Origin of the sequence: Brevibacterium aurantiacum (assembly GCF_007558825.1) — a bacterium.
GTDB classification, from domain to species: Bacteria; Actinomycetota; Actinomycetes; order Actinomycetales; family Brevibacteriaceae; genus Brevibacterium; species Brevibacterium aurantiacum_A.
Window position 1 is genome coordinate 43,745 of the sequence record NZ_VLTK01000017.1, and the last position, 19,384, is coordinate 63,128.

The following is a 19,384-nucleotide window of genomic DNA, read 5'->3' on the forward strand; positions in this document are numbered from 1 at the left end:
AGGTCACAAACAATGAGTACAACAACGAATCCACGCACCGACACGTCAGCCGCCGTCGATCCCATCACCTTCGAGGTGATCCGCAATCGACTCAGCGCCATTACCGAGGAGCAGGCGATCACACTCAAAGCCGTGTCGGGGTCACCTGTTGTCACAGATGCCACTGATTTCAACGTCGGAACCTATCTTTCAGATGGAGAAATCGTGACAATGGGCCCGCAGGTGCTCTTCCACTCGGGATCGATGGCGAACGTCGTGCGGAATATCGTCGCCGATTGCTCCGACAATCCTGGCATTAATGAGGGCGACATGTTCATCCTGAACAACCCCTACAAGGGAGCACTGCATCAACAGGACGTATCTATCGTCGCTCCCGTCTTCTATCACGGCGACCGCGTGGCCTGGGTCGGTTGCTGTGCACACCAGATTGATATGGGCGGCCTTAACTTCGGCTCTTGGGGCATCGGTGCCACGCTCGTGCAGCAGGAAGCCGTGCTGATGAGCGGCGTGCGAATAGTCGAGAGCGGTGGAATCCGCGACGATATCTGGAACATGGTGCTTGGAATGACTCGCATGCCGCTGGCGGTGGGCTTGGACCTTAAGGCCATGGTCGCTGCGAACAATGTCGCCTCGATGAGATTGATTGAACTCTTCGATCGGTACTCTCTCGACGTAGTGCAGAATGTGATGCACCTGGATATCAAGCATTCAGAGGAACAACTGCGAGATCAACTGCGTCTACTTCCAGACGGTGTCTACCGTGGCCTCGACTACATTGAGCACGATGGCCACACCAACAAGCTTTATGATCTGCGGGTCGAGGTCCGGAAGACAGGGGACCGATTGGTCTTCGATTTTACCGGCACCAGCGAACAGGCTCCTGGTTTCATCAACTGCACCTGGGCTGGAATGCTCGCCGGCGTCTTCGCCGCGATCCTGCCGACCTTGGCACCGACGCTTCGTTGGAACGAGGGCCTGCTGAGAGTGATCGAGATCGAAGCGCCGGAGAGCATCGTTTGCAACGCCAGTTTCCCCGCGCCGGTGTCAGCGGCAACAATCTCAACGACCTGGGTGGTGACGAACATCGTCGTGCAGGCACTCTCACGTTTGGCGGCGACGTCGTCGGATACCTTGGCAGATGCGACTGCAGTCACCAAGGGATCGATGAGTGCATTCGTCATCAACGGAGCGAACCGAGATGGCAGCCCTTACGGCAACTTCCTCCTCGACTCGACTGCGGGAGGTGGCGGCGCTTACAACGACCACGACGGGCTGAACGGATCGGGTGACTTTTGTGTACCACGACCGGCAATCACCAATGTTGAATCACACGAGGCTGCCGGGCCGATCCTGTTCCTCTATCGAAGCATCATCGCCGATACCGGCGGACCGGGCCGTCAACGCGGCGGCGCAACAATGGGGCTCGCAATCACACCGCACGACACAGACAGTCTGCACGGCATGATCGTCGGCCACGGAGTTGAGGTGCCGAACAGTGTGGGACTGTTCGGAGGCTTGGAGGGCTCCTGCAATCGCAACGCCAAGCTGCATGGGGACGGAAAGAGTCCCGTTGGTCGGATCTTCGGCATCGAAGACCTTGACCACTGGCCCGGACGCACAGTGTCTTTCGGTGCAAAACCAGGGTTCTTCGACATTGGCCATGGTGACGTCATCGCCTACAGTTTCCAAGGTGGTGGCGGCTTCGGAGATCCGCTGGACCGTGAACCGCAGCGAGTTGCAGCAGATGTCGGCAACGGATACGTGAGTACTGACGGCGCACACAATAACTACGGCGTCGTCCTTATCGACGGCAGCATCGACGCCAGCGCGACGGAGGCTCGGAGGAACCAACTTCGTGCAGACCGTGTAGTAGGCGCCGAGCACACCGACGATGTGACTGTGCCACGCGACGCACAATGGCTCACCCCTGACGTGTTCCAGACCGATAGCGGGGTCTACACCCGTGCAGGCGCGTACCTCGGTGCCCCAAATAGTTGGGTCGAAGGTACGATTCGCCGAGTTGTCTCTGCGCAAGAGCACGGACCCTACATCGCACTGCATGAGAATCTGGAGCTGCGTGAGTATCTCTGTCCGCTGAGTGGGCGACTGCTGTGGTCTGCAGTCTCGCGCATCGGGGCACCGGATCTGATCCCGGTGGAACTGCGATGAAACCCACATTCTCCTCCACCACACGCATCTACTCACGACTGGGAGCGCTGAATGACGCGGCACAGATTCTTCGCTCTCTCAACGTTTCCCGCGTCATGGTCGTCGCAGACAGCGGTCTTGACCGACTTGGCATGCTCGAGGCGATCCTCGACCAGGCAGGAGTGCGCGACCTAGTTGTTGGAAAGGCGCTCATCGATGTCAATCCCGCACCGGATCACGCTGAATCTGCTGCCGCAAATGCCCGTGCATTCCGGGCCCAGGCGGTAATCGCCGTTGGCGGCGGCAGCGGACTGAGCGCTGCAAAGGCCGTTGCCCTGCTCATGACGAATGACGTCAGCATCGCCAATCTTGCAGGGTACGACAAGGCCGAGCATCCGCCAGCTCCGACAGTGGCTGTGCCGACAACGGCTGGAAGTGGCAGCGAAGTCTCCAACGCTCTCGTGCTGCACGAGTTGGGCCAGATTCGCGAGATTGTCATCAGAGGGGATGGATACGAACCTGTGGCAGCCATCCTTGATGCCACTGTGCTCAGAGGTCTGCCGAGGGCACCCTTAGTCTTCGCTGCCCTTGATGCACTGACACATGCGCTCGAATCACTCTGGTCTCGAGGTCGCAGTTTGTTCACTGATGCATGCGCCCTGCGCGCCGCTTCAGAGATCATTGGGGCACTTCCGCTCGCTGTGAGTGGCCAGGCGAACGGGGCCAACGTGCGAGGAGAAAATGACGAGGTGCTCCAGAGGCTGCTGGAGGCAGCGAGTCTGGCGAACATCGCGTGTGGCAATAGCGGACTCGCTCTCGTACACGCCCTGTCGTCCTCGCCTACAGTGGACTTGCCCCATGGTCTGCAGAACGGCATTCTGTTGCCCCAGATCGCCCAGTTCAATCGCGAAGTCCTGTCGGTCGAGGGTCGGGAGATAGTCGCGAGGCTCCCGGAGCTCTATGACCTGATTGGGTTCGATTCGCGGCTCGACCTGGGGTCGGCAGCGGTCGAATCGATGATCGAAGCAAGCCGCGGACATGTGTTCAGGCAGAACAATGCCCGGGAATCGACCGACGTAGAGCTTCGCGAATTGCTGCGCTTGGCCAGCGAGAGTTCGGCGAGAGCTTCGTGACCCTCGCGAAAGGCAATACACCCGACACGAGCACTCATCGGAGTCAGTCACACGAGGAGGAAGAATGAACGGAGCAGTTCTGCAAGCAGCGCTCGAAGGCCGTGAACATGCCGACCAGGTTAGGAGACTGCTCAGCCGCGACTGGCACATGCTCATCGACGGCACATTACGGGCGGCGAGCAACGGACAGACGTTTGAGACTATCGACCCATTTTCTCTGCAACCCATTGCACGAGTTCCCAGCGCGACCCCGGAAGACGTTGATGCTGCGGTGACCGGCGCAGATAGTGCCAGGGAAGCTTGGCGACAGAAGACTGCGATGGAGCGGGCTCGCTACGTCCTGGATTTCGCTGACCTTGTGGAGCATCACGGTGACGAGTTGGCTTTGCTTGATGCTGTGGATGCCGGTTCACCGATCGTCAACGCCCGCCATGATGTGAAAGTCGCGCTTGACCAGATGCGGATGTATGCGGGCCTTGCTCTCGAAATGAAAGGTCAAACCATACCCGCATCCAACGCGCTGCATCTCACGGTGCGGGAGCCAGTCGGGGTGGTCGCAAAGATCTGGCCCTACAACCACCCGCTAATGTTCTTCTGCCGCATTGCCGCGCCCCTCGTCGCAGGCAATACAATCGTCGCGAAACCACCGCAGACCGCCCCCCTCTCTCCGCTCGCCCTCGCCGAGCTCGCAGCCGAAGTGTTCCCGCCTGGAGTGGTCAATGTCGTGGTCGGCAGCAATTCTGAAGTCCCCGACCGCATCGTTCGCCATCCCGCGATCCGACGCATCGGATTCATCGGCTCCGAGCCCACCGGCCGGTTGATTCAGCGCACAGCGGCCGAAAGTGCTGTCAAGCATGTCACTCTCGAACTCGGAGGCAAGAATGCCATGGTGGTCTTTCCCGACTCCGATGTCGAGCAAGCCGCGATCGGCGCAGTCAATGGGATGAACTTCACGTGGTCGGGCCAGTCATGCGGATCGACTTCTCGACTGCTTGTGCACAAGGACATCCATGACGACTTGGTGAAGCGAGTTGTCGAACTCGTTGAAGAGAGGCGGCTCGATGACCCGCTGAGCGAGGTGTCTCAACAGGGGACCATGATTGATCGTGCTCAATACGAGAAATCACTCAATTACATTGAGCAGGCGATCGCAGAGGGCGCGACCGTCGTAACCGGAGGCGGCAGACCTGAAGGCGCTCGGTTCGGGCACGGCCTCTTCATCGAACCTACGGTGCTGACCGGCGTCACTCCCGACTCGACCATCGGGCAGGAAGAGGTATTCGGACCTGTGCTCTCAGTCATCCCCTTCGACGACGAAGCCGAAGCCGTCGCCATCGCCAACGGTGTTGATTACGGGTTGACGGCGAGCGTGTGGACCAGAGACCTGCAACGGGCGATTCGCGTCGCCCGCACCTTCGAAGCCGGGTTCGTCTGGGTGAATGGATCGAGCACGCATTTTTCAAACGTGCCATACGGAGGAGTGAAAGGCTCAGGAGTCGGAGGCAAGGAGGAGTGCCTCGAAGAACTGCTGAGCTACACCGAGGAAAAAGTCATCAACATTCTCTGAAGCGGACTGCGATAATTCCGCGGAACCAACACAAGCTGAAAGGTACACGACCAATGACCGACTATCCTGAATTGCGCGAGGTTGCCGCGCTCTCCAGCCGCGTCATGGCGGATTCTGGCAGTGGTGATCTCATCTGGGGCCATGTCTCCGTGAGAGACCCAGAGGGGCGCGGCGTCTGGCTCAAACAAGCTTCCTGGGGACTAGAGGAGATCACTCCGGAACGTGTGCATCTTGTCTCTCCGGACGGTGAGGTGCTTGCAGGGGGCGGTCAAAGGCACAGCGAGTACCCCATCCATACCGAGATAATGGCCGCCCGTCCAGAAGTGGGTGGCGTTGTACACGTACACAGTAGACACTCGGTAGCGCTGGCGTCTGCCGGCGTGGATCTTCGTCCGGTGAGCCACGAGGCCAACTACTTCGCACCACTGGGAGTGCCGCGATTTGCCGAGACGGCCGATCTGATACTGACTGCCGAGCTCGGCAGATCTGTCGCAGCAGCTCTCGGTCGCGCGGAGGCCCTATTCCTCGTGAACCACGGGGTTGCTGTGGTGGGCCCGGATCTCCAGGCAGCCACCGTTGCTGCAGTGATTCTTGATCGTGCGTGCAGACAGCAACTGCTGACGCAAGGTTATGAAGGCAACCCCAGTTGGTCCGCACCTGAGGAATCGCTGGCCAAACGTGACAACATCTATAGTCAGGCGGCTATGGTCCAAGCCTGGGACTATCTTGTTCGCCAACTTCCGAGCCAAAGTGAACCAGCGTGAGACCGCTACTTCGGCACCTGTCGGCTCGCCTCGTCGCCGTGTAGTACATGTGCATACTCGCTTGCGACGGCAGGTGGGGCCGCAGAATCAGGACATAACTTCGATGAGAAGTGAGAGGAATTCACATGCAATTTTACCGAGACGGATTCTATCCGGGGGACCCAACGGTCCGTCGGGCAACCACAGTTAGTTCGGCCGACGGTAATGAGCGAGATGAGGTCGACGTGTTGATCGTCGGCAGCGGTCCCGCGGGAAACCTGCTTGCGGCTCATCTCTCGCAGTTCTCTGATATCAACACTCGCATAGTTGAGCGGCGCTCCGGCCGGATGGAACTTGGACAGGCCGACGGCATCGCCTGTAGAACTGTCGAGACCTTTGAGGCATTCGGCCTCGCGCGGAGGTTGACCGACGAAGCCTATTGGGTCAATGAGACGACGTTCTGGCGGCCGAGCGCCGAGCACCCGCAAAACATTATTCGTACAGGCCGCGTCCAAGATGTCGAAGATGGACTTTCAGAATTTCCACACGTCATCGTCAACCAGGCACGCATCCATGACTACCTGCTCGATTTCATGGAGCGCAGTCCAACCCGTCTGGTACCGGACTACGGCTTGGAGTTCGTCTCGCTCACCGTCGACCATGGTTCCGCTCATCCGGTCATTGCCCAGGTACGCGACGTCGAATCGGGGGAACACCATACTGTGCGTGCCAAGTATCTCGTAGGAACCGACGGTGCGCGTAGCGGAGTGCGTAAAGCGATCGGCCGTCAATTGCGCGGGGATACGGCCGGGCATGCCTGGGGCGTCATGGATATCCTCGCGGACACAGATTTTCCGGACATACGACTGAAATCCGCAATCCAATCGGCCGGAGCTGGGAGCATTCTCCTCATCCCGCGAGAAGGAGGATACCTTGTGCGGCTATATGTTGATCTCGGACCAATCGATGAGACCAACAGACAGGAGGTGCGACAGCACACTGCTGATCAGATCGTCGAGATTGCGAATCACGTACTGCACCCTTACACGATTGCTGTGCGCGAAACTGTTTGGTGGTCGATCTACGAGGTCGGGCAACGATTGACCGACGGTTTTGACGATGTTGCCGGCCGTGGATCTGACCCCCGGGTATTCATCGCGGGCGATGCCTGCCATACACATAGCGCGAAGGCCGGGCAGGGCATGAACGTTTCGATGCAGGATGCTCTGAATCTTGGCTGGAAGCTCAGTACCGTGCTGAGAGGTCTCTCGGATTCGAGTCTGCTCGAGACGTACTCGCAGGAGCGACAACCAGTGGCCCAGCAGCTGATTGACTTCGACAGGGAATGGTCGGCGATGATGGCAGCGGGACCCAAAGATTCGGATGATCCGAACGGTAGTGGAGTCGATCCGGACGAACTGAAAGACTATTTCGTCCAGGCCGGAAGATACACGGCAGGACTGGGTGTCCAGTATCCGGCTTCTCGGTTGACAGGCAGCGGGTCGAACCAATCACTCGCGACAGGCTTCGAGGTCGGCACCCGATTTCATTCTTTCCCCGTGATGCGTATCGCTGATGCGTTGAAGATGGAGCTTGGACATGTGCACCGCGCTGACGGGCGATTTCGGCTCTACATGTTCGCCGACGTCAGCGAGAGGTCTTTCCTCGCTCTATGCGACTGGTTGGCCCAGAACCCCGAGTCACCAATCGTCCGCCATACTCCACGCGGTTGGGATGTGGACGGCGTTATTGACGTCCGGGGTATTTCACAGCGACCCCACCGCGAAATTGAGCCCGGGGAACTGCCTGTCCTACTGCGCCCGCACACGGGACGATACGGTCTGGTCGACCAGGAGAAAGCATTCTCAGGAGTCAGCAGCGATGGTGACATCTTCACAGGGCGTGACATCAATCGTGACACTGGCGCTGTGGTCATTGTGCGGCCTGATCAGTATGTCGCCGAAGTCCTCCCCCTCGAAGACCGGGAAACCATCGGTGCGTATTTTGCCGGCATTCTGCAGTGATCGGGATCGATGCACCGCGGCGAGATTGACAGGATGTGTCGGCATAGCGCCTCTCTTTGTGGCGAGTATTTTTGAACAACGCGGTTGCTGGGCCTACGCACAAAGCCAGATTGAGCGAGTTGCGATCGCATGATCTGAATGAAATCGTGTTTGTCCAGTATGTCCTATCGTGTTCTCCCGTCGTTGAACCTCAATCCTCCGATGAACATCGCGAGGAGGGGTTGATCTGATTTCGGTGTGGGCATTTTGATGCCGGCCCACAGATTCGACCAGTCAGTCTCCCATCGCCATCACCTGGGTAGTTGTATTGCAGGTTCTGTTGAGGATGGCAGTAGCGTCTGACCTCCGACAGTGGCTGGTCTGTAGTTTCAGGCCTAATATAGCGAGCAAACCGCGTGCAATTGCGTCAGTGGCCGCCAATCATCCTTCAATGAGAATGCTTTGCGCAGGCCTCATGCGATGATCGATAAACAACAAGGATGATCACGGAGAGGACCAAGGCGGCAAACGGAGACTTCTTCTTTCGCCGTCCATGAGTCCTCGTGACCGTATCGACGTGTGTCGCGACGAAGACCGCGTCCATGCCGACTCTTGTGTTGTTCCTATCCAGAACCATCTTCCTGAACTTCTCGACGCTCCGAGGAGTGCCATGATCTCCTTGAGCGATTGAGGCTGTGCTTTTCACGTTCATCGGAAGTCGAGGCCAGTCGCGGTTCGTGCCTGCTATTTGAACATTCGCATGGATGCTCTCACACTGCCTCGCAGAATGTCATAGGAGCCACGCAGCACCCAGTAGGAGACAACGCGACGCCTCAGCCTTCCACCACGGCGCCGGCCCTTGCTCAGCCCTGACTGAGGGAGAGGCTGACCCTTCTCATCGAGGCCCCGCTTGGCCATCTTCTTCACATGCTTGCGGTAGGCCTTCTGCTCGTTGTTCCAGGCTTTGGCTTCGTAGACGTCTCTCCCGTCGTAGAAGGCTGAGCTATGGTTGCGGCGCTGGGCGTCGATGACTCCGGCAACGTTGGGGTCTCCTTCGCGTTCCAGCGTGCCGAACGTTCTCGCGGGCACATTCGGGTTCGCTGCCACAGCTGCTCGAATGGCCGGATTGGAGTGGGCGGAGAGATAGTTCAGCGCCTCAGGTCTCGCAGAGGGGTTGGCCGCGATCTCGGCCTGAACAGTGTCGTCTCGAACCGAGGCCAACTGCGACAGCGTCTCTGGGGGAGTCCTGGGGTTGGCAGCCACCGCTGCCGCGACAGCAGCGTTGTCCTCGCGCCCGGTCAGACAGGCTCGCAGCTCATCGTCACCGGCTCGAGTCTTCGCGTATTGGATGACCGCGTGGTCGCTCATGTTCGAGTTCTCCAACGCTGAGACCCTCACGAACGGGTCCGGGTCATCGCGCATCGTCACCAGCGCCCGCTCATCCATCGACTCATTGGCAGCGACGGCGCCACGGACCAGAGGCGATGGATGAGAAGCTAGTTCGGTCAGCTCCTCAGGATCAGTCGAATCCAGGGCCAGTTCCTCAGTCTCCAAGAGCTCACGGCGCTGCTCATCGCTCATCTGGGCAATCGAGTCCTCCAACGAGTCCATCGAAGCATCAGCATCGACTGAGGGCACGTATTCCTGAGACCACGATTGGGCTAGGTTCTCATCCAGTGGCGGTAAGTCCGGACGTGGCTTCGCAGCCTCAGAGAATTGCCCACCCTCGGGGATGCCTGCCTGTACGCGATTGAGATTGCTCATACCCTCTCTACGTGCGGCGATAGCGCAAGTTGGTCTCAACCCTCATCTTGCGGCACGCCGAAGTGATTGATCGAATGTTGGCGTGCTGAGCGTTGGACCCACGAACGGTCCAGGCTCACCTCGTGAGGTTTGAACGTCTGGGGTCCCGCAGGGGAGTTGATCGTATTGCCGACTGCCGTAATCGTTCCGCTGGAATCGATGTCGCTGATCTCGAAGGTCGGCCCATCTCCTCGCGCGATTTCGCCACCGGCCTCATAACCGTCCTTGTTCGGTGTCCTAGCAGGGCTGAGGATTGTCGAGTAGTCGGTTTCCATCTTCTCGCGAAGGATTGAAAGGCGCCCGGTAAGTGCCTGATATTCCGCAGGTTGTGAGGCCGTGGTATACGTCGACCTGATCGTGTGAGGGCGATCGCGAATCGTAATGGTGGAGATCTGCAGCCCTGCTGATCTGGCACGATGGCGTTCTTTCAGGTCATAGGGCTAAAGTGCAGCAACCACGTCTCTTAGGCTCACCGAAGTCTGTAGTTCCCCGCTATTCGCAGACGGTTGGCGACCCGCCGGCACAGTTCGTATACCCGACCGCATTCGAATCAACCGGAACCTTCCGCCGGTTCGGCGCGAACCCTGATCCACCCATCTATTCCACCCTGACGTACATGACGAGCGACCATGCGCCAGAGAAATTGCCCGGCGTAGCGGTTTGACCAATGAGTGAACTCCCGACGTGCTGGCCCCGGCCCCACTTCGGTGAGGCCGGGGTCATTCGTCGTTTGCTCGTTGGTCGACGCAGCAGCCGAATTGATCGACCGACTGCGGTATCAGGGCCGGACGCTTTGGGCGCGGGTGACTTCGCCGATACTCTCAGTGCAATGCGGTCCGCACTAGAGCCCGCTGACATGCAGATGAGGTGATTATGGGTAACCAGAAGGTATTTTTACTCTTCGCTAAACAGCCTTCGCCGTTCGACTCGGAAGAGATGATCGATCCGTTCATAGGGATTGTGACTGACGAGCGAGAGTGTGAGCGGTTCGAGGCCGAACACTCGGAGTACGAAGTCAGTTGGGAAGAACGGTTCATCAATGATTCGGAGGGGCATTGGGTTGAGCCTGGCGATACCGTGTATGGCTATTTTTACATGTCGACGATCAGAGAATCCCCTGAGGGGGAAGTTCTCGATCTGTTGACTGATGCAGCCATCGAGTCCGTGATGTACCAGCAGGCCAACGCCCGTAAAATGCTTGCGATTGGTCATATTCAGGTCATTACCGTTGGCGACATTCGGCTGGATGGCAACTTCCCAGTCGTCGATGAACCCGCGGACTGGGACAAAATCGACAACTAGACGAGGCACGCACGCTTTTCCTTAGCACTGGACGGGGCAGAACCACTGGCGGTTCTGCCCCGTCGAGGATTACTCAAGGCGCGTTCTGTCGTGTGTGGGCGAGTCGGTAGGAATGCGTGCCGGTCTCGATGATCGTCCCGCAGGGTTAACTGCTTTTCAAAAGCTGCGATGTACTCGACTTTCGTGCGAACATTCGGCAAGGGACATTACAAAGGTCTGGGGAAGAATAACTGACTATGAAATCGATCATTGCGAAGATCCTGTTCTGGGCCCTGGTAGCTCTTTCCGTTCTGTCAGTAGGGCTTAGCATCGCCGCGACCGTAACTTACCTCAGTACGGAAGACGGGTGGATTTTGCAATTGATGGTGGTTTTTGTCTCGTGGGTCTTTTGTGCAGCTCTAGTCGGATCGACTTTGATCTGGTGTGCGGTCATCTACTCGAGGCGTAGGCGCAGCTAGTTTGTGGCCGAATTCGGCGACGCCCCACCGCTTGACGGCTACGAACCGAGGCACTGATGTAGACAAAGTTTAGGCTCCCGCCGCAAAACGCGGTGGGGGCCTTGTCGTTTCCAGACATTTTCTAAGCGCCCAAGTCCATGTGTTTGAGCGCAATCGGGCACGTGACGTGTACTTTCAGCCAATTCTTCCGAGCTGTAGCGATAGCCCGCTTTACGAGCTCGCTGCAGTGATTGTCAGCGTCGTCAGATTCGAACGATTCGCAGTGGAAGAAGTGAAATTCGTTCTCGAAAGAGTCGAATGTGTAGTGCAGCGAAGCTACGAGTTTTCCAGCCAAATGCAAGTCAAACTTCGAAGCGTCAGTGTTATTGAGGAGCGTATACAACTCGAATCTCTCTGGCGCAGATATAAACGAATAGTTCGAGTTACTCTAGGCCAGATTCTGCCCGTCACAAAGTTTGTCAGAGCCGCGAGCACAGCAGGCAGATCGTCATTAACTAGTGAACCGCCTGCGTGTGTACCTGTTTCTCTCCGAGGTGTGTCTCCCACGTGACTCGCAACTCGTCCGAGCGCCGTTGTGGGCTGGTGGGGCGAGTTCGAACTGGACGTCTTGGGCTGGTTGAAGCTCAGGAACATTGATGTCCTTGAACACGTCCCCTGTGATCGCAACGTGGTAAACGACCGTACCGTCGTCGTTGCGCAGAGTGCATTCGTCTTGGCTGTTCTGGGTCAGTTCCATGGTTCGCCCTTACAGTTCGAATGGGCTACCTAGGGCATCTGTGGAGTTCTCAAGACTATTTCGAGACTATTCGGCGCTGTCAGAGGGTGAAACAGTGTGGTCCCACGGGTGATATTCGTGGTCACCGTCTGTTCTATGAGAGCGTGCCAAGGTGACAATAGTGGTGATGCCAGCCACCATCGCCGTTGCGGCAGCCAGAGCAATAGCCAACTTGAATCGATCGCCTGGAATAGCCATGAGCCTTAGCCTTCAATACTGGTGGGCGACGGGATTGGGGCATACCGCCGCTGCCTACTTGGAGACCATCCCTCGCTCGTCCGAATGGTGCCCTTTCGCGCTTACTTGATCCCGTATGGGTCGCTCGATCGTTGCCGGTAGTCGCGGACGAAACCAGCGACGCCACTGTATGACCGACCGAGCATAGCAGCACGCTCCGCGATCGGCAGATCCGTGCGCGTGTACGCGACCACCGCATCTTCACGTGCCCACGGTTTCCACCGGTTCGGCGCCAACGAGCGACCGTGCTTACCGACTGCCGGTCGCACACCCCATTCCCCGAACCACTTGCCCAACGTCGACTCATTGACACCCACTGAGGCGGCTATGTCGGCTATGGACTCGCCTGCCTCGCGCCGTGCCGTAACCTCATAGCGCCGTCGTTCTTTGGTCTCTCGCGTCGTGTACTGCCTTGTCTCGTTCGGACCGATTCCACGCTTGTACCGTGCATAGCAGCGCATACACAGGCCACGCGCCACCGGGACACGGTCACACCACACGACAGCGCAGACGCTCATACTGGGCTCGGCGTTGAGAGCATAGCAACAGACTAACGCACGCAGTCGCAGCAGAGCCCCGGCCTCACCTCACGGTGGGGTCGGGGCCGTTCACTTCTCAACCTAGCGTGGCACGGCATGCGCGAAGACGAGGTGAAGTATGGTGATTAAGAGGCCCGCGTCAGTGGTGAGTGGAATACTTACATCTTCCAAGGCGCTTTTAGAGGTACATACAGGAGAGGGGGCGGCAATGGCCGAGCTTGTCTATCAGGCGGCGAGACGAGAGGCGCAAGATCTACTCAACACTTGTTGGGACGGGCGCTACCCGGTGCGTCTACGTCCTTTCAACGACGAATTGAACGCCGAAGCGTACGCGGCTGACCTAGGAAACGACCTCTCCGGAGTCGTCTCGAAGGCGGAGGGCCGGCCCGCTCGAATCGTTCTCAACTCGCGCCATGTCGAGCGGCGCAATAGGTTTACGTGGGCGCATGAGCTCGGGCATGTAGTCGAACGCAAAAGTATCGCCAAGGACAGCGACTACTCGTTTGAGGATGCGCGTGGCCAGAAATACGATCTCCACGAGTTTTTCGCCGATGAGTTTGCCGGCGCTTTGCTAATGCCCGAAGAGGAGTTGAACCGACTAAAGCAAGAGGGATATTCCCCTACTCAGATGGCCGGGCGTTTTGACGTGTCCGTAGACGCCGTGAACAAGCGGATACAGCGTCTGGCAAAGAATCCGCAATGACCGATGAATTGCCTGACTTCTCAGGCTTTAAAGTTGACAAGCTTGGAGAAGACAAGGAGCGCACTCAAGGGTCATCCGATTTGGCAGATGCGGTTGCGGACGGCTTGACGCAGAAAAACACTCAACAGAAGTCGATCTTCACTCTAGTAAAGTGGTTGGTCTGTATCAGCTTTGGCGTGATGATTCTATTTGTCGTCCTCTTTGGCCTCGGGTGGTTGAACTTGTCGAAATCAGGAGAAGTTGCCGCGATTGCGGCCGTTGGAGTGCAGCCCTTCATCCTCATTGGAATTTTGACCTCGAGCGTATACAAGAGTCAACCGTTCGGTGGGAGCAATGAACCTGGCCCTATTGAATGATCCTAAGCTCTAACGATAAGACCCCCACCATAAAAGCGGTGGGGGTCTTTTGCCGTGCGTGTGGTCAGTCGCGTATACCGTCGATCTCCGACTCCGGAGTTGGCGTCCATGGTGGCCGCTCGCCAGTGATCCATTCGCGCCTTCTCGCGAACTGGCCGCCGTGCTCACCAGTCCCTGCCGCCCGATACCACCCGCCGAGTTGGCCGCGGCAGTTGTCCTCGTCTTCTCGGGGAGTCAGCTCCTTCACTGTTTCATTCAGTGGCCCACCTACGTACATGATGAGTTCCTTCTCGCCCATTGTCCTGTTCCCTTCTCTAGTCTCTTCTTCGGCACCGACTTGTCGCTCTACCAATTATCCGTAGCCGACTTTGATCGCGTGTCGAATCGAAGAATAATAGAACTCTGACCGAGGACTACGGCACGGCGACCTGGCGTATTGGCAGGAGATCCGCAACACTGCCGGCGCCCGCGGCTCGTACCAGGATCGTCCACCCATGCCGGTGCGTGCCCGTATTGAGTGGGAGCGTGACGGCGTGGAGGGCGTCGACGGCGTGGCGACCCGACAGGGCTTCGACGGTGCGATCTTCGTCGAGATCAAGGACCGCCGCTGCTCGACTCTCGGCGCGTGGTTGCAACCGGACGATGTGTGGTGGGCGGGGAAATGATTTACGAAGTGGGATCAATAGCGATTACCGACTCGGCACTGGATCCCATGAATGCGTCGGTGATGATTAGAGCTTCGACCTCAGATCCTTGCGGAATCTCGATCACGAAGTCCCCCTGAGCTTCAGTGCCAGGGTTCTGAGTATCACCGGCCGGACTGTCATGCTCCTGGTTGAGGTTCCACGTGTAGTCACTGGCATCTTCACCCAGAGGAGCGAACACCTCACCGTCGCTGAACTGCACGGACGGTTCAAGGGGAAGATCCAGCGGTTGTTTATTCGTGTTCTTGACGGTGTACTCGACGTGTAGGAATTCGTTACCCTCGGCGGGCGTTGCGTCTACGTACTCAGGAATCTCCTCACCACCATCCCAGTCTTCGTTGGACTTTGCCTTGGGGAGAACCTCTGTGAGTTCGACGGTGTCGATACGAACGTCCCACTTCTCGAGTATGTTCTCGTCATCTGTGGTTGTGAATACAAACCACTCGCCCTGCTTCTCCATGAAATCGGAATCGTCCATTGGCTCCTCGTCACCCGTGCTTTTATCGGCTGTGCATTGAGGGTCGTCTGGTGCCGTTCCATCCGGCCCGCAGAGTTCGACCCATTCCGCTTGGCTCAGTGGGGCTGCTTTTGCCTGGGCTGGTTTGGTTTGCTCGGCAGAAGTGGAGGGGCTGCTGGCTTGTGGCGAACTATTGCTGGCGCAGCCAGTGAGGGCGATAGCGGCGGCAGCAAGTGCGGCGAGGGTTTTCATGGGCATGCTCGGAGCTTATGCCTGACAGTTGTAGTAACTGGCATGGAATCTAGTTAAGTTCTCAATTTGTTATCAAGTGCAGAGGTGGAGCGTGGGGAGTAGAGAGTCCTAGCCGTCGGTCGAGGAGTGGACGAGATACGTGTTCTCTCGGGCGATCTTCAACTAAGAAGCGGATGGGTTGGGTCGTAGCCCGCAAGTGCCCTCTCTAGCTCTCGAATGCGTGCTTCATAAGACATTCGCCCCATCATCTCTCCCACATTCTGAGCAGCTGTCGCCAATTCCAGATGCTCTGGATTGACACAACCATGATTGGCACACGTGTGATGGGAGTGCATGCTTTTGATTCCGCGTCGTAGCTTGGCTGCAAGCATTAGACGGTGAACGAGATAGATCTTCGGTCCTCCCTCATGGACTGGTTTGCTGAAGCCAACGCGTGGGTATCCCGTCGTTTCGTACGGGCCTTGCCAAATCCAACAACCTGATACGTCTACTTTGATTCGCTCTCGCAGGGCTTCTATGACTTCGGGATAGTTTGAGTCGTGTAGTGCATGGCGCAGTCGGGTCCAATTGGATTTTGTTCTGGCAGGGCATGAGCTACTGCAATACTTCCGTGTCCGCGATTGAGTCGTGAACTCTTGACCGCAAGCCTCGCACTCTAGCGTGCGCACCTTCGGCTTTCGGTTCCGCAGCGCGACCCGGTTATTCCTCAGTTTTCGTAGTCGCGCGCACTCCGCCTTCCCACACACGAATGATCGCACACCAGGGGGATCGAACATCTCGCCACATATCTCGCATGGCCTCGGCTCGAGGCCTTCTACACTGCGATGTCGCTTCCATCGTGTGTAGTGCATTTCGCATAGTCCGCGTGACACGGCGAGAGAACTACAGTTCGTCACAGAACATAGAACCTGAGGCGTCGGCGGTCTGACGTAGTTCGGATCACCGTAGAGCCGGTTCCTGTTGTAATGCGGCCGGCACATCGCACGGGCGTAACTTAGCTCGTGGCATCCATCCACAATGCAAACAGGCTTCTGCGTCATCTTCTGATAGTAGGCACAGGCGACATGCTTTTCGCGCGGCCGTACTCAAACTGACAACCGCGCGGCACGTGCTGGTATCACCACGCAACTTTGACTGATCAGTTCTCGCAGGTCTCGATCGTCGACGTCATGGCCTTGTGATCTGCCGGTGTCACAGGTAGTTCGTACTTGTCGGCGACGAATGCGTAACGAGCAACGAATGTGCAGTCGTAGGCGGGGTTGCCTGAGTCGGTCGGCATCCAGTCTTCGGGGCCGAGGTCGGACTTCGACTGGTTGGCCGGACCGTCGACGGCGATGAGGTTGTCGGGATCATTCGCGATTGCTTCGCGCTTGTCCTGGGACCAATCTTTGGCGCCCATGCGATAGGTGTAGCCGAGTGCGACGATGTGTTCGATCTGAACCTCTGAGGAGGTCGACGGGCCGCGGGTGAAATCGATGGTCTCACCGGTGTAGGGGTCATCAAGTGTGCCGGTGGCTACTTGGCAATCATCGTCGTGGGAATAGGTGACGTCGTCGAAGTCTCGGTTGAGGATGTCGTTTCGCGTGTCTCAACAAAATGATGGATCTGACGAATCATCACCGGTCAGCCAGGTTCCGTACTGAGGGACACGATCGTAGCCGTCCATCGATGAGGCTTCCTTGGTCTCCAGCGATGCGATAAGGGCGGTGGCCTTCTTCCGGTCAACGGTGCCGATGGTGGCTGTACCGTCCGATCCGATGAGGTCATTGAGTTCGACAGTGACTGAAGGGCCGGCCGGTGCGGCTTCATCGGCGGCCTTCGTGGAGTCAGTGTCGACGACGTTCGCGTAGAGGAAGAATGCGGCGATGGCCGCGGCGACGAGGGTGAAGATTGCTTTTCTCATACTGGCCACTGACGTGGGGAGATTGAATGGGTCCCCACGTCAGTGCATTGATGCCTGGAGAACCTGTTGACGACCATGATTGTCTAGAGGAAAACCGAAAGGGGCATGTGATGGTCAGCGTCACCACCGAACTCAGTGACGATCAGGCATTGAGGCTGATCATGGGACGACTGAACTATTCGTTGGCAAAAGCCCAAGCCTGGTTGGCTAGCTTCAAACGCAGGCACGGCTCAGTCCAACTCGGAGCCCTCATGCGGGCCATCACTAGCCAGCGCGATCAGAACGCACGGGAATTCAGCACACCGCCACCTGGGGGACCCTCACCGAATATCGGACCTAGCTTCGGCAGTTGACACCTCTCACATTGCAAAACACTGAAGCGGAGGCTCACGAGGAGTCTGCGCTTCAGTTTTCATTGAGGTCGTTGAGCCCATGCCTGCTGTGCAGCCCTGGCGTTGATCGCTGTGATGGCGCACAGAACCGGCTGGAGAGAATTGGGGTGGGCTACCGATTCTTGGATCCAGGCTTTTGAGGCAGCATCGAAGTCGCTCGGTGCAAGTCTCGCCAGAGACTCATCGAGACTCGCCTTCAGTCCTGGCTTGATCCAACCGAATGAAGCCAGTCGGTCGACGCCGGTCATGAAATCGTTGAGGTTGCTCATCGTTCGTCAGACCTTTCCTGCGGCAGGTTCTGTCGTGGACCGGGCTTTGAGAGCCTCGGCCATCGAGGTGAACTGGCGAATGTTGTACTCCACGTCATCGATTGCGCGGTGGACGGTGCCCATCGCGACATCTGGCGGATCGAGGAGAGTGCTGACCATTGTCGTCACCGAGGTGGCATCGAGATTGATGGCTGGGATGAGTTCGTAGGAGTCGAGGTTGGCTGCCAGGAAGTTCCTGTCCAGTGTCATCGAGGCTACGCCGAAGTAGTCCGGCTTGGCAGGTAGGGACGTGATGAACTCGGCCATTGCTTTATCTGCCTCGACTGTCGTGGGAACTGGGCCAGCCAGGTAGTCGGTGGTCAATCCTGATGTGGAGTGCATATCGGCAATGAAGTCGGAGAAGCCGGCAACAATTATCTCGGGGTCGAGTCCTTGAGGTCGCACGAGAGTCTGGAAGCGGCCGATCTCTTCCATGCCTGACCCGCGGGCGGCGATCATTCCGACTTCGAGCAATGTCTCATCCAGATGGCTCAGTCCCGTTGTCTCCACATCGGTAAACAAGACGATGGCGTTCTCGTCTGTATTGGCGGGGTAAGCCGGGCGCTGCCAAATGATGCGGCAGTCGGCCACCGCGCGACGAGTGACTGAGATGGCCGACTTCGGATCCAGAAGCCTTGGGCTCTGAACCAGACGAACGCGAGAGCTGTTGAAGAAGATCGAGGTGAAGGCTTCGATGGAGTCAACGTCGATGCTGCGATAGTGCAGACGTGAGAAAAGCTCCGGGAAGTCGGATTCAAGCTCCGACCTCAGTGATGAGACGTTCGCCGCGGCCAAGTACATGGGCCCAACGTTGCCGAGGTCGTCGATGAAGGAGGCCAGTGCAGCATCTGTCTCTGCTGGCAATGGTGCTTGGTCGGAGAAGTAAGCGTCGAGGAATCCGCTGGGTCGAAGAGCTGCCGCTTCGTTGTCGTTGAGGTTGGCGATGATTTCGGAGACCGGCACATTCCGGCTGGGCTTGACGAAGACGGTCGTGGCGGCCACGGGAGTGAAATCCGATCCTCGTGTGACTTCGATCCTCACTGCGATCGGAGCCGGTGACGACGAGACGGCGGTCGTTGATATCCATGCGAAATGTGTCTGTGGGGTGATGGCGATTGTGCCCATGGCGAGTCCTCTTGGTAGGGCGTAGCTGTGTTGTCTCCGATGACTGAGGTGGGGTGAGCTCGTGGTTCGAACGACTGCATGTTCGAATAGCTCTCCGGCATCGGTGATCTCGGTGCGAAGGCCATGTGTTCGATTAGGAGCTTGTTAGAGGTCCGGACTGTTTCAGGGTATCTCCGAGGCTGGCTGGCGCCCGCCGAACGCGAAGAGCCGGCACTGTGAGCCCCCCCAGAAGCCCTCAGGCGCGCTTAGAACATCCCAGCCCGCACTGGTTGCCGATTCGTCCACGGTGGGGGCTCCTGAGGGGCTCCAGGAGGCGATTGCAGGCCTTGGGGACTCTCACGCCCGATTTCACGACGGAATGCCCGGTTGCTGGACCTGATGTCAGACGAGGCAGACCTCGAGCCTGTGCGGACGGTCTCGTCCGTGCCGAGAGACCTCCTGGAGCAGCCCTTGCCGGCAGGTGAGGATCGTGGGCC

General features: G+C 57.9%; 17 protein-coding genes and 1 pseudogene. 9 read left to right on the top strand and 9 right to left on the bottom strand.

Annotated elements, in window-relative coordinates:
* The first annotated feature begins 12 nt into the window (after window positions 1–12).
* The 5 genes from FO013_RS20185 to FO013_RS20205 all read left to right on the top strand — a co-directional run bounded on the left by FO013_RS20185 (window position 13) and on the right by FO013_RS20205 (window position 7,615).
* Window positions 13–2,169 (top strand): hydantoinase B/oxoprolinase family protein, encoded by a 2,157-nt coding sequence (locus FO013_RS20185; protein ID WP_143924356.1) that lies wholly within the window; start codon window positions 13–15, stop codon window positions 2,167–2,169.
* Window positions 2,166–3,281, top strand: a complete 1,116-nt coding sequence (locus FO013_RS20190) for an iron-containing alcohol dehydrogenase family protein (RefSeq protein WP_143924357.1) — start codon at window positions 2,166–2,168, stop codon at window positions 3,279–3,281. Before FO013_RS20185 ends, FO013_RS20190 begins: the two co-directional genes overlap by 4 nt.
* Window positions 3,282–3,345: 64 nt before the next feature.
* Window positions 3,346–4,848: an aldehyde dehydrogenase family protein gene (locus FO013_RS20195; RefSeq protein WP_143924358.1), complete on the top strand. Its 1,503-nt coding sequence runs from the start codon at window positions 3,346–3,348 to the stop codon at window positions 4,846–4,848.
* Window positions 4,849–4,901: 53 nt separating this feature from the next.
* Window positions 4,902–5,612, top strand: a complete 711-nt coding sequence (locus tag FO013_RS20200) for a class II aldolase/adducin family protein (protein WP_143924359.1) — start codon at window positions 4,902–4,904, stop codon at window positions 5,610–5,612.
* A 125-nt stretch (window positions 5,613–5,737) separates the two neighbouring features.
* Complete coding sequence (locus FO013_RS20205; RefSeq protein ID WP_143924360.1) at window positions 5,738–7,615, top strand: FAD-dependent monooxygenase; 1,878 nt, start codon at window positions 5,738–5,740, stop codon at window positions 7,613–7,615.
* Between the two features lie 723 nt (window positions 7,616–8,338).
* On the opposite strand, the gene FO013_RS20210 is transcribed toward FO013_RS20205, so the two are convergent.
* Complete coding sequence (locus tag FO013_RS20210; protein WP_143924361.1) at window positions 8,339–9,358, bottom strand: variant leucine-rich repeat-containing protein; 1,020 nt, start codon at window positions 9,356–9,358, stop codon at window positions 8,339–8,341.
* Between the two features lie 35 nt (window positions 9,359–9,393).
* Window positions 9,394–9,672 carry a hypothetical protein gene (locus tag FO013_RS20215; protein WP_143924362.1) on the bottom strand — a complete coding sequence of 93 codons (279 nt, stop codon included), beginning with the start codon at window positions 9,670–9,672 and terminating at the stop codon, window positions 9,394–9,396.
* 598 nt (window positions 9,673–10,270) lie between these two features.
* Between FO013_RS20215 and FO013_RS20220 the strand changes: the two genes are divergently transcribed.
* The 3 genes from FO013_RS20220 (at window position 10,271) to FO013_RS20235 (ending at window position 13,767) form a co-directional block, all read left to right on the top strand.
* On the top strand, window positions 10,271–10,699 hold the full coding sequence (locus FO013_RS20220; protein ID WP_143924363.1) for a hypothetical protein: 429 nt from the start codon (window positions 10,271–10,273) through the stop codon (window positions 10,697–10,699).
* A gap of 2,217 nt (window positions 10,700–12,916) precedes the next feature.
* Window positions 12,917–13,411, top strand: a complete 495-nt coding sequence (locus FO013_RS20230) for an ImmA/IrrE family metallo-endopeptidase (RefSeq protein WP_186293234.1) — start codon at window positions 12,917–12,919, stop codon at window positions 13,409–13,411.
* Window positions 13,408–13,767: a hypothetical protein gene (locus FO013_RS20235; RefSeq protein WP_143924365.1), complete on the top strand. Its 360-nt coding sequence runs from the start codon at window positions 13,408–13,410 to the stop codon at window positions 13,765–13,767. Before FO013_RS20230 ends, FO013_RS20235 begins: the two co-directional genes overlap by 4 nt.
* Before the next feature lie 64 nt (window positions 13,768–13,831).
* On the opposite strand, the gene FO013_RS20240 is transcribed toward FO013_RS20235, so the two are convergent.
* Window positions 13,832–14,065 carry a hypothetical protein gene (locus FO013_RS20240; RefSeq protein ID WP_143924366.1) on the bottom strand — a complete coding sequence of 78 codons (234 nt, stop codon included), beginning with the start codon at window positions 14,063–14,065 and terminating at the stop codon, window positions 13,832–13,834.
* Between the two features lie 196 nt (window positions 14,066–14,261).
* On the opposite strand from FO013_RS20240, the gene FO013_RS22520 reads away from it, so the two are divergent.
* Window positions 14,262–14,432, top strand: a complete 171-nt coding sequence (locus FO013_RS22520) for a hypothetical protein (RefSeq protein ID WP_186293235.1) — start codon at window positions 14,262–14,264, stop codon at window positions 14,430–14,432.
* Window position 14,433: 1 nt separating this feature from the next.
* On the opposite strand, the gene FO013_RS20245 is transcribed toward FO013_RS22520, so the two are convergent.
* The 6 genes and pseudogenes from FO013_RS20245 to FO013_RS20270 form a co-directional block, all read right to left on the bottom strand.
* Window positions 14,434–15,180, bottom strand: a complete 747-nt coding sequence (locus FO013_RS20245; protein WP_143924367.1) for a DUF4352 domain-containing protein — start codon at window positions 15,178–15,180, stop codon at window positions 14,434–14,436.
* 158 nt (window positions 15,181–15,338) lie between these two features.
* Complete coding sequence (locus tag FO013_RS23375) at window positions 15,339–16,220, bottom strand: HNH endonuclease family protein (RefSeq protein WP_143924368.1); 882 nt, start codon at window positions 16,218–16,220, stop codon at window positions 15,339–15,341.
* A 98-nt stretch (window positions 16,221–16,318) separates the two neighbouring features.
* Window positions 16,319–16,756, bottom strand: a pseudogene (locus FO013_RS22530) (HNH endonuclease family protein); the annotation flags it as partial.
* Between the two features lie 12 nt (window positions 16,757–16,768).
* Window positions 16,769–17,083 carry a hypothetical protein gene (locus tag FO013_RS20260; RefSeq protein WP_143924370.1) on the bottom strand — a complete coding sequence of 105 codons (315 nt, stop codon included), beginning with the start codon at window positions 17,081–17,083 and terminating at the stop codon, window positions 16,769–16,771.
* Between the two features lie 412 nt (window positions 17,084–17,495).
* Window positions 17,496–17,744, bottom strand: coding sequence for a hypothetical protein (locus tag FO013_RS20265; protein WP_143924371.1), 249 nt, complete (start codon window positions 17,742–17,744; stop codon window positions 17,496–17,498).
* A gap of 6 nt (window positions 17,745–17,750) precedes the next feature.
* Complete coding sequence (locus FO013_RS20270; RefSeq protein ID WP_143924372.1) at window positions 17,751–18,908, bottom strand: 3'-5' exonuclease family protein; 1,158 nt, start codon at window positions 18,906–18,908, stop codon at window positions 17,751–17,753.
* Window positions 18,909–19,384: the final 476 nt, after the last annotated feature.

What these genes read in the sequence shown, in the direction of transcription:
- FO013_RS20185 (WP_143924356.1), top strand. Translation starts at nt 13, where the DNA reads ATGAGTACAACAACGAATCCACGCACCGACACGTCAGCCGCCGTCGAT.
- FO013_RS20190 (WP_143924357.1), top strand. Translation starts at nt 2,166, where the DNA reads ATGAAACCCACATTCTCCTCCACCACACGCATCTACTCACGACTGGGA.
- FO013_RS20195 (WP_143924358.1), top strand. Translation starts at nt 3,346, where the DNA reads ATGAACGGAGCAGTTCTGCAAGCAGCGCTCGAAGGCCGTGAACATGCC.
- FO013_RS20200 (WP_143924359.1), top strand. Translation starts at nt 4,902, where the DNA reads ATGACCGACTATCCTGAATTGCGCGAGGTTGCCGCGCTCTCCAGCCGC.
- FO013_RS20205 (WP_143924360.1), top strand. Translation starts at nt 5,738, where the DNA reads ATGCAATTTTACCGAGACGGATTCTATCCGGGGGACCCAACGGTCCGT.
- FO013_RS20210 (WP_143924361.1), bottom strand. Translation starts at nt 9,358, where the DNA reads ATGAGCAATCTCAATCGCGTACAGGCAGGCATCCCCGAGGGTGGGCAA.
- FO013_RS20215 (WP_143924362.1), bottom strand. Translation starts at nt 9,672, where the DNA reads ATGGAAACCGACTACTCGACAATCCTCAGCCCTGCTAGGACACCGAAC.
- FO013_RS20220 (WP_143924363.1), top strand. Translation starts at nt 10,271, where the DNA reads ATGGGTAACCAGAAGGTATTTTTACTCTTCGCTAAACAGCCTTCGCCG.
- FO013_RS20230 (WP_186293234.1), top strand. Translation starts at nt 12,917, where the DNA reads ATGGCCGAGCTTGTCTATCAGGCGGCGAGACGAGAGGCGCAAGATCTA.
- FO013_RS20235 (WP_143924365.1), top strand. Translation starts at nt 13,408, where the DNA reads ATGACCGATGAATTGCCTGACTTCTCAGGCTTTAAAGTTGACAAGCTT.
- FO013_RS20240 (WP_143924366.1), bottom strand. Translation starts at nt 14,065, where the DNA reads ATGGGCGAGAAGGAACTCATCATGTACGTAGGTGGGCCACTGAATGAA.
- FO013_RS22520 (WP_186293235.1), top strand. Translation starts at nt 14,262, where the DNA reads ATGCCGGTGCGTGCCCGTATTGAGTGGGAGCGTGACGGCGTGGAGGGC.
- FO013_RS20245 (WP_143924367.1), bottom strand. Translation starts at nt 15,180, where the DNA reads ATGAAAACCCTCGCCGCACTTGCTGCCGCCGCTATCGCCCTCACTGGC.
- FO013_RS23375 (WP_143924368.1), bottom strand. Translation starts at nt 16,220, where the DNA reads ATGACGCAGAAGCCTGTTTGCATTGTGGATGGATGCCACGAGCTAAGT.
- FO013_RS20260 (WP_143924370.1), bottom strand. Translation starts at nt 17,083, where the DNA reads ATGAGAAAAGCAATCTTCACCCTCGTCGCCGCGGCCATCGCCGCATTC.
- FO013_RS20265 (WP_143924371.1), bottom strand. Translation starts at nt 17,744, where the DNA reads ATGAGCAACCTCAACGATTTCATGACCGGCGTCGACCGACTGGCTTCA.
- FO013_RS20270 (WP_143924372.1), bottom strand. Translation starts at nt 18,908, where the DNA reads ATGGGCACAATCGCCATCACCCCACAGACACATTTCGCATGGATATCA.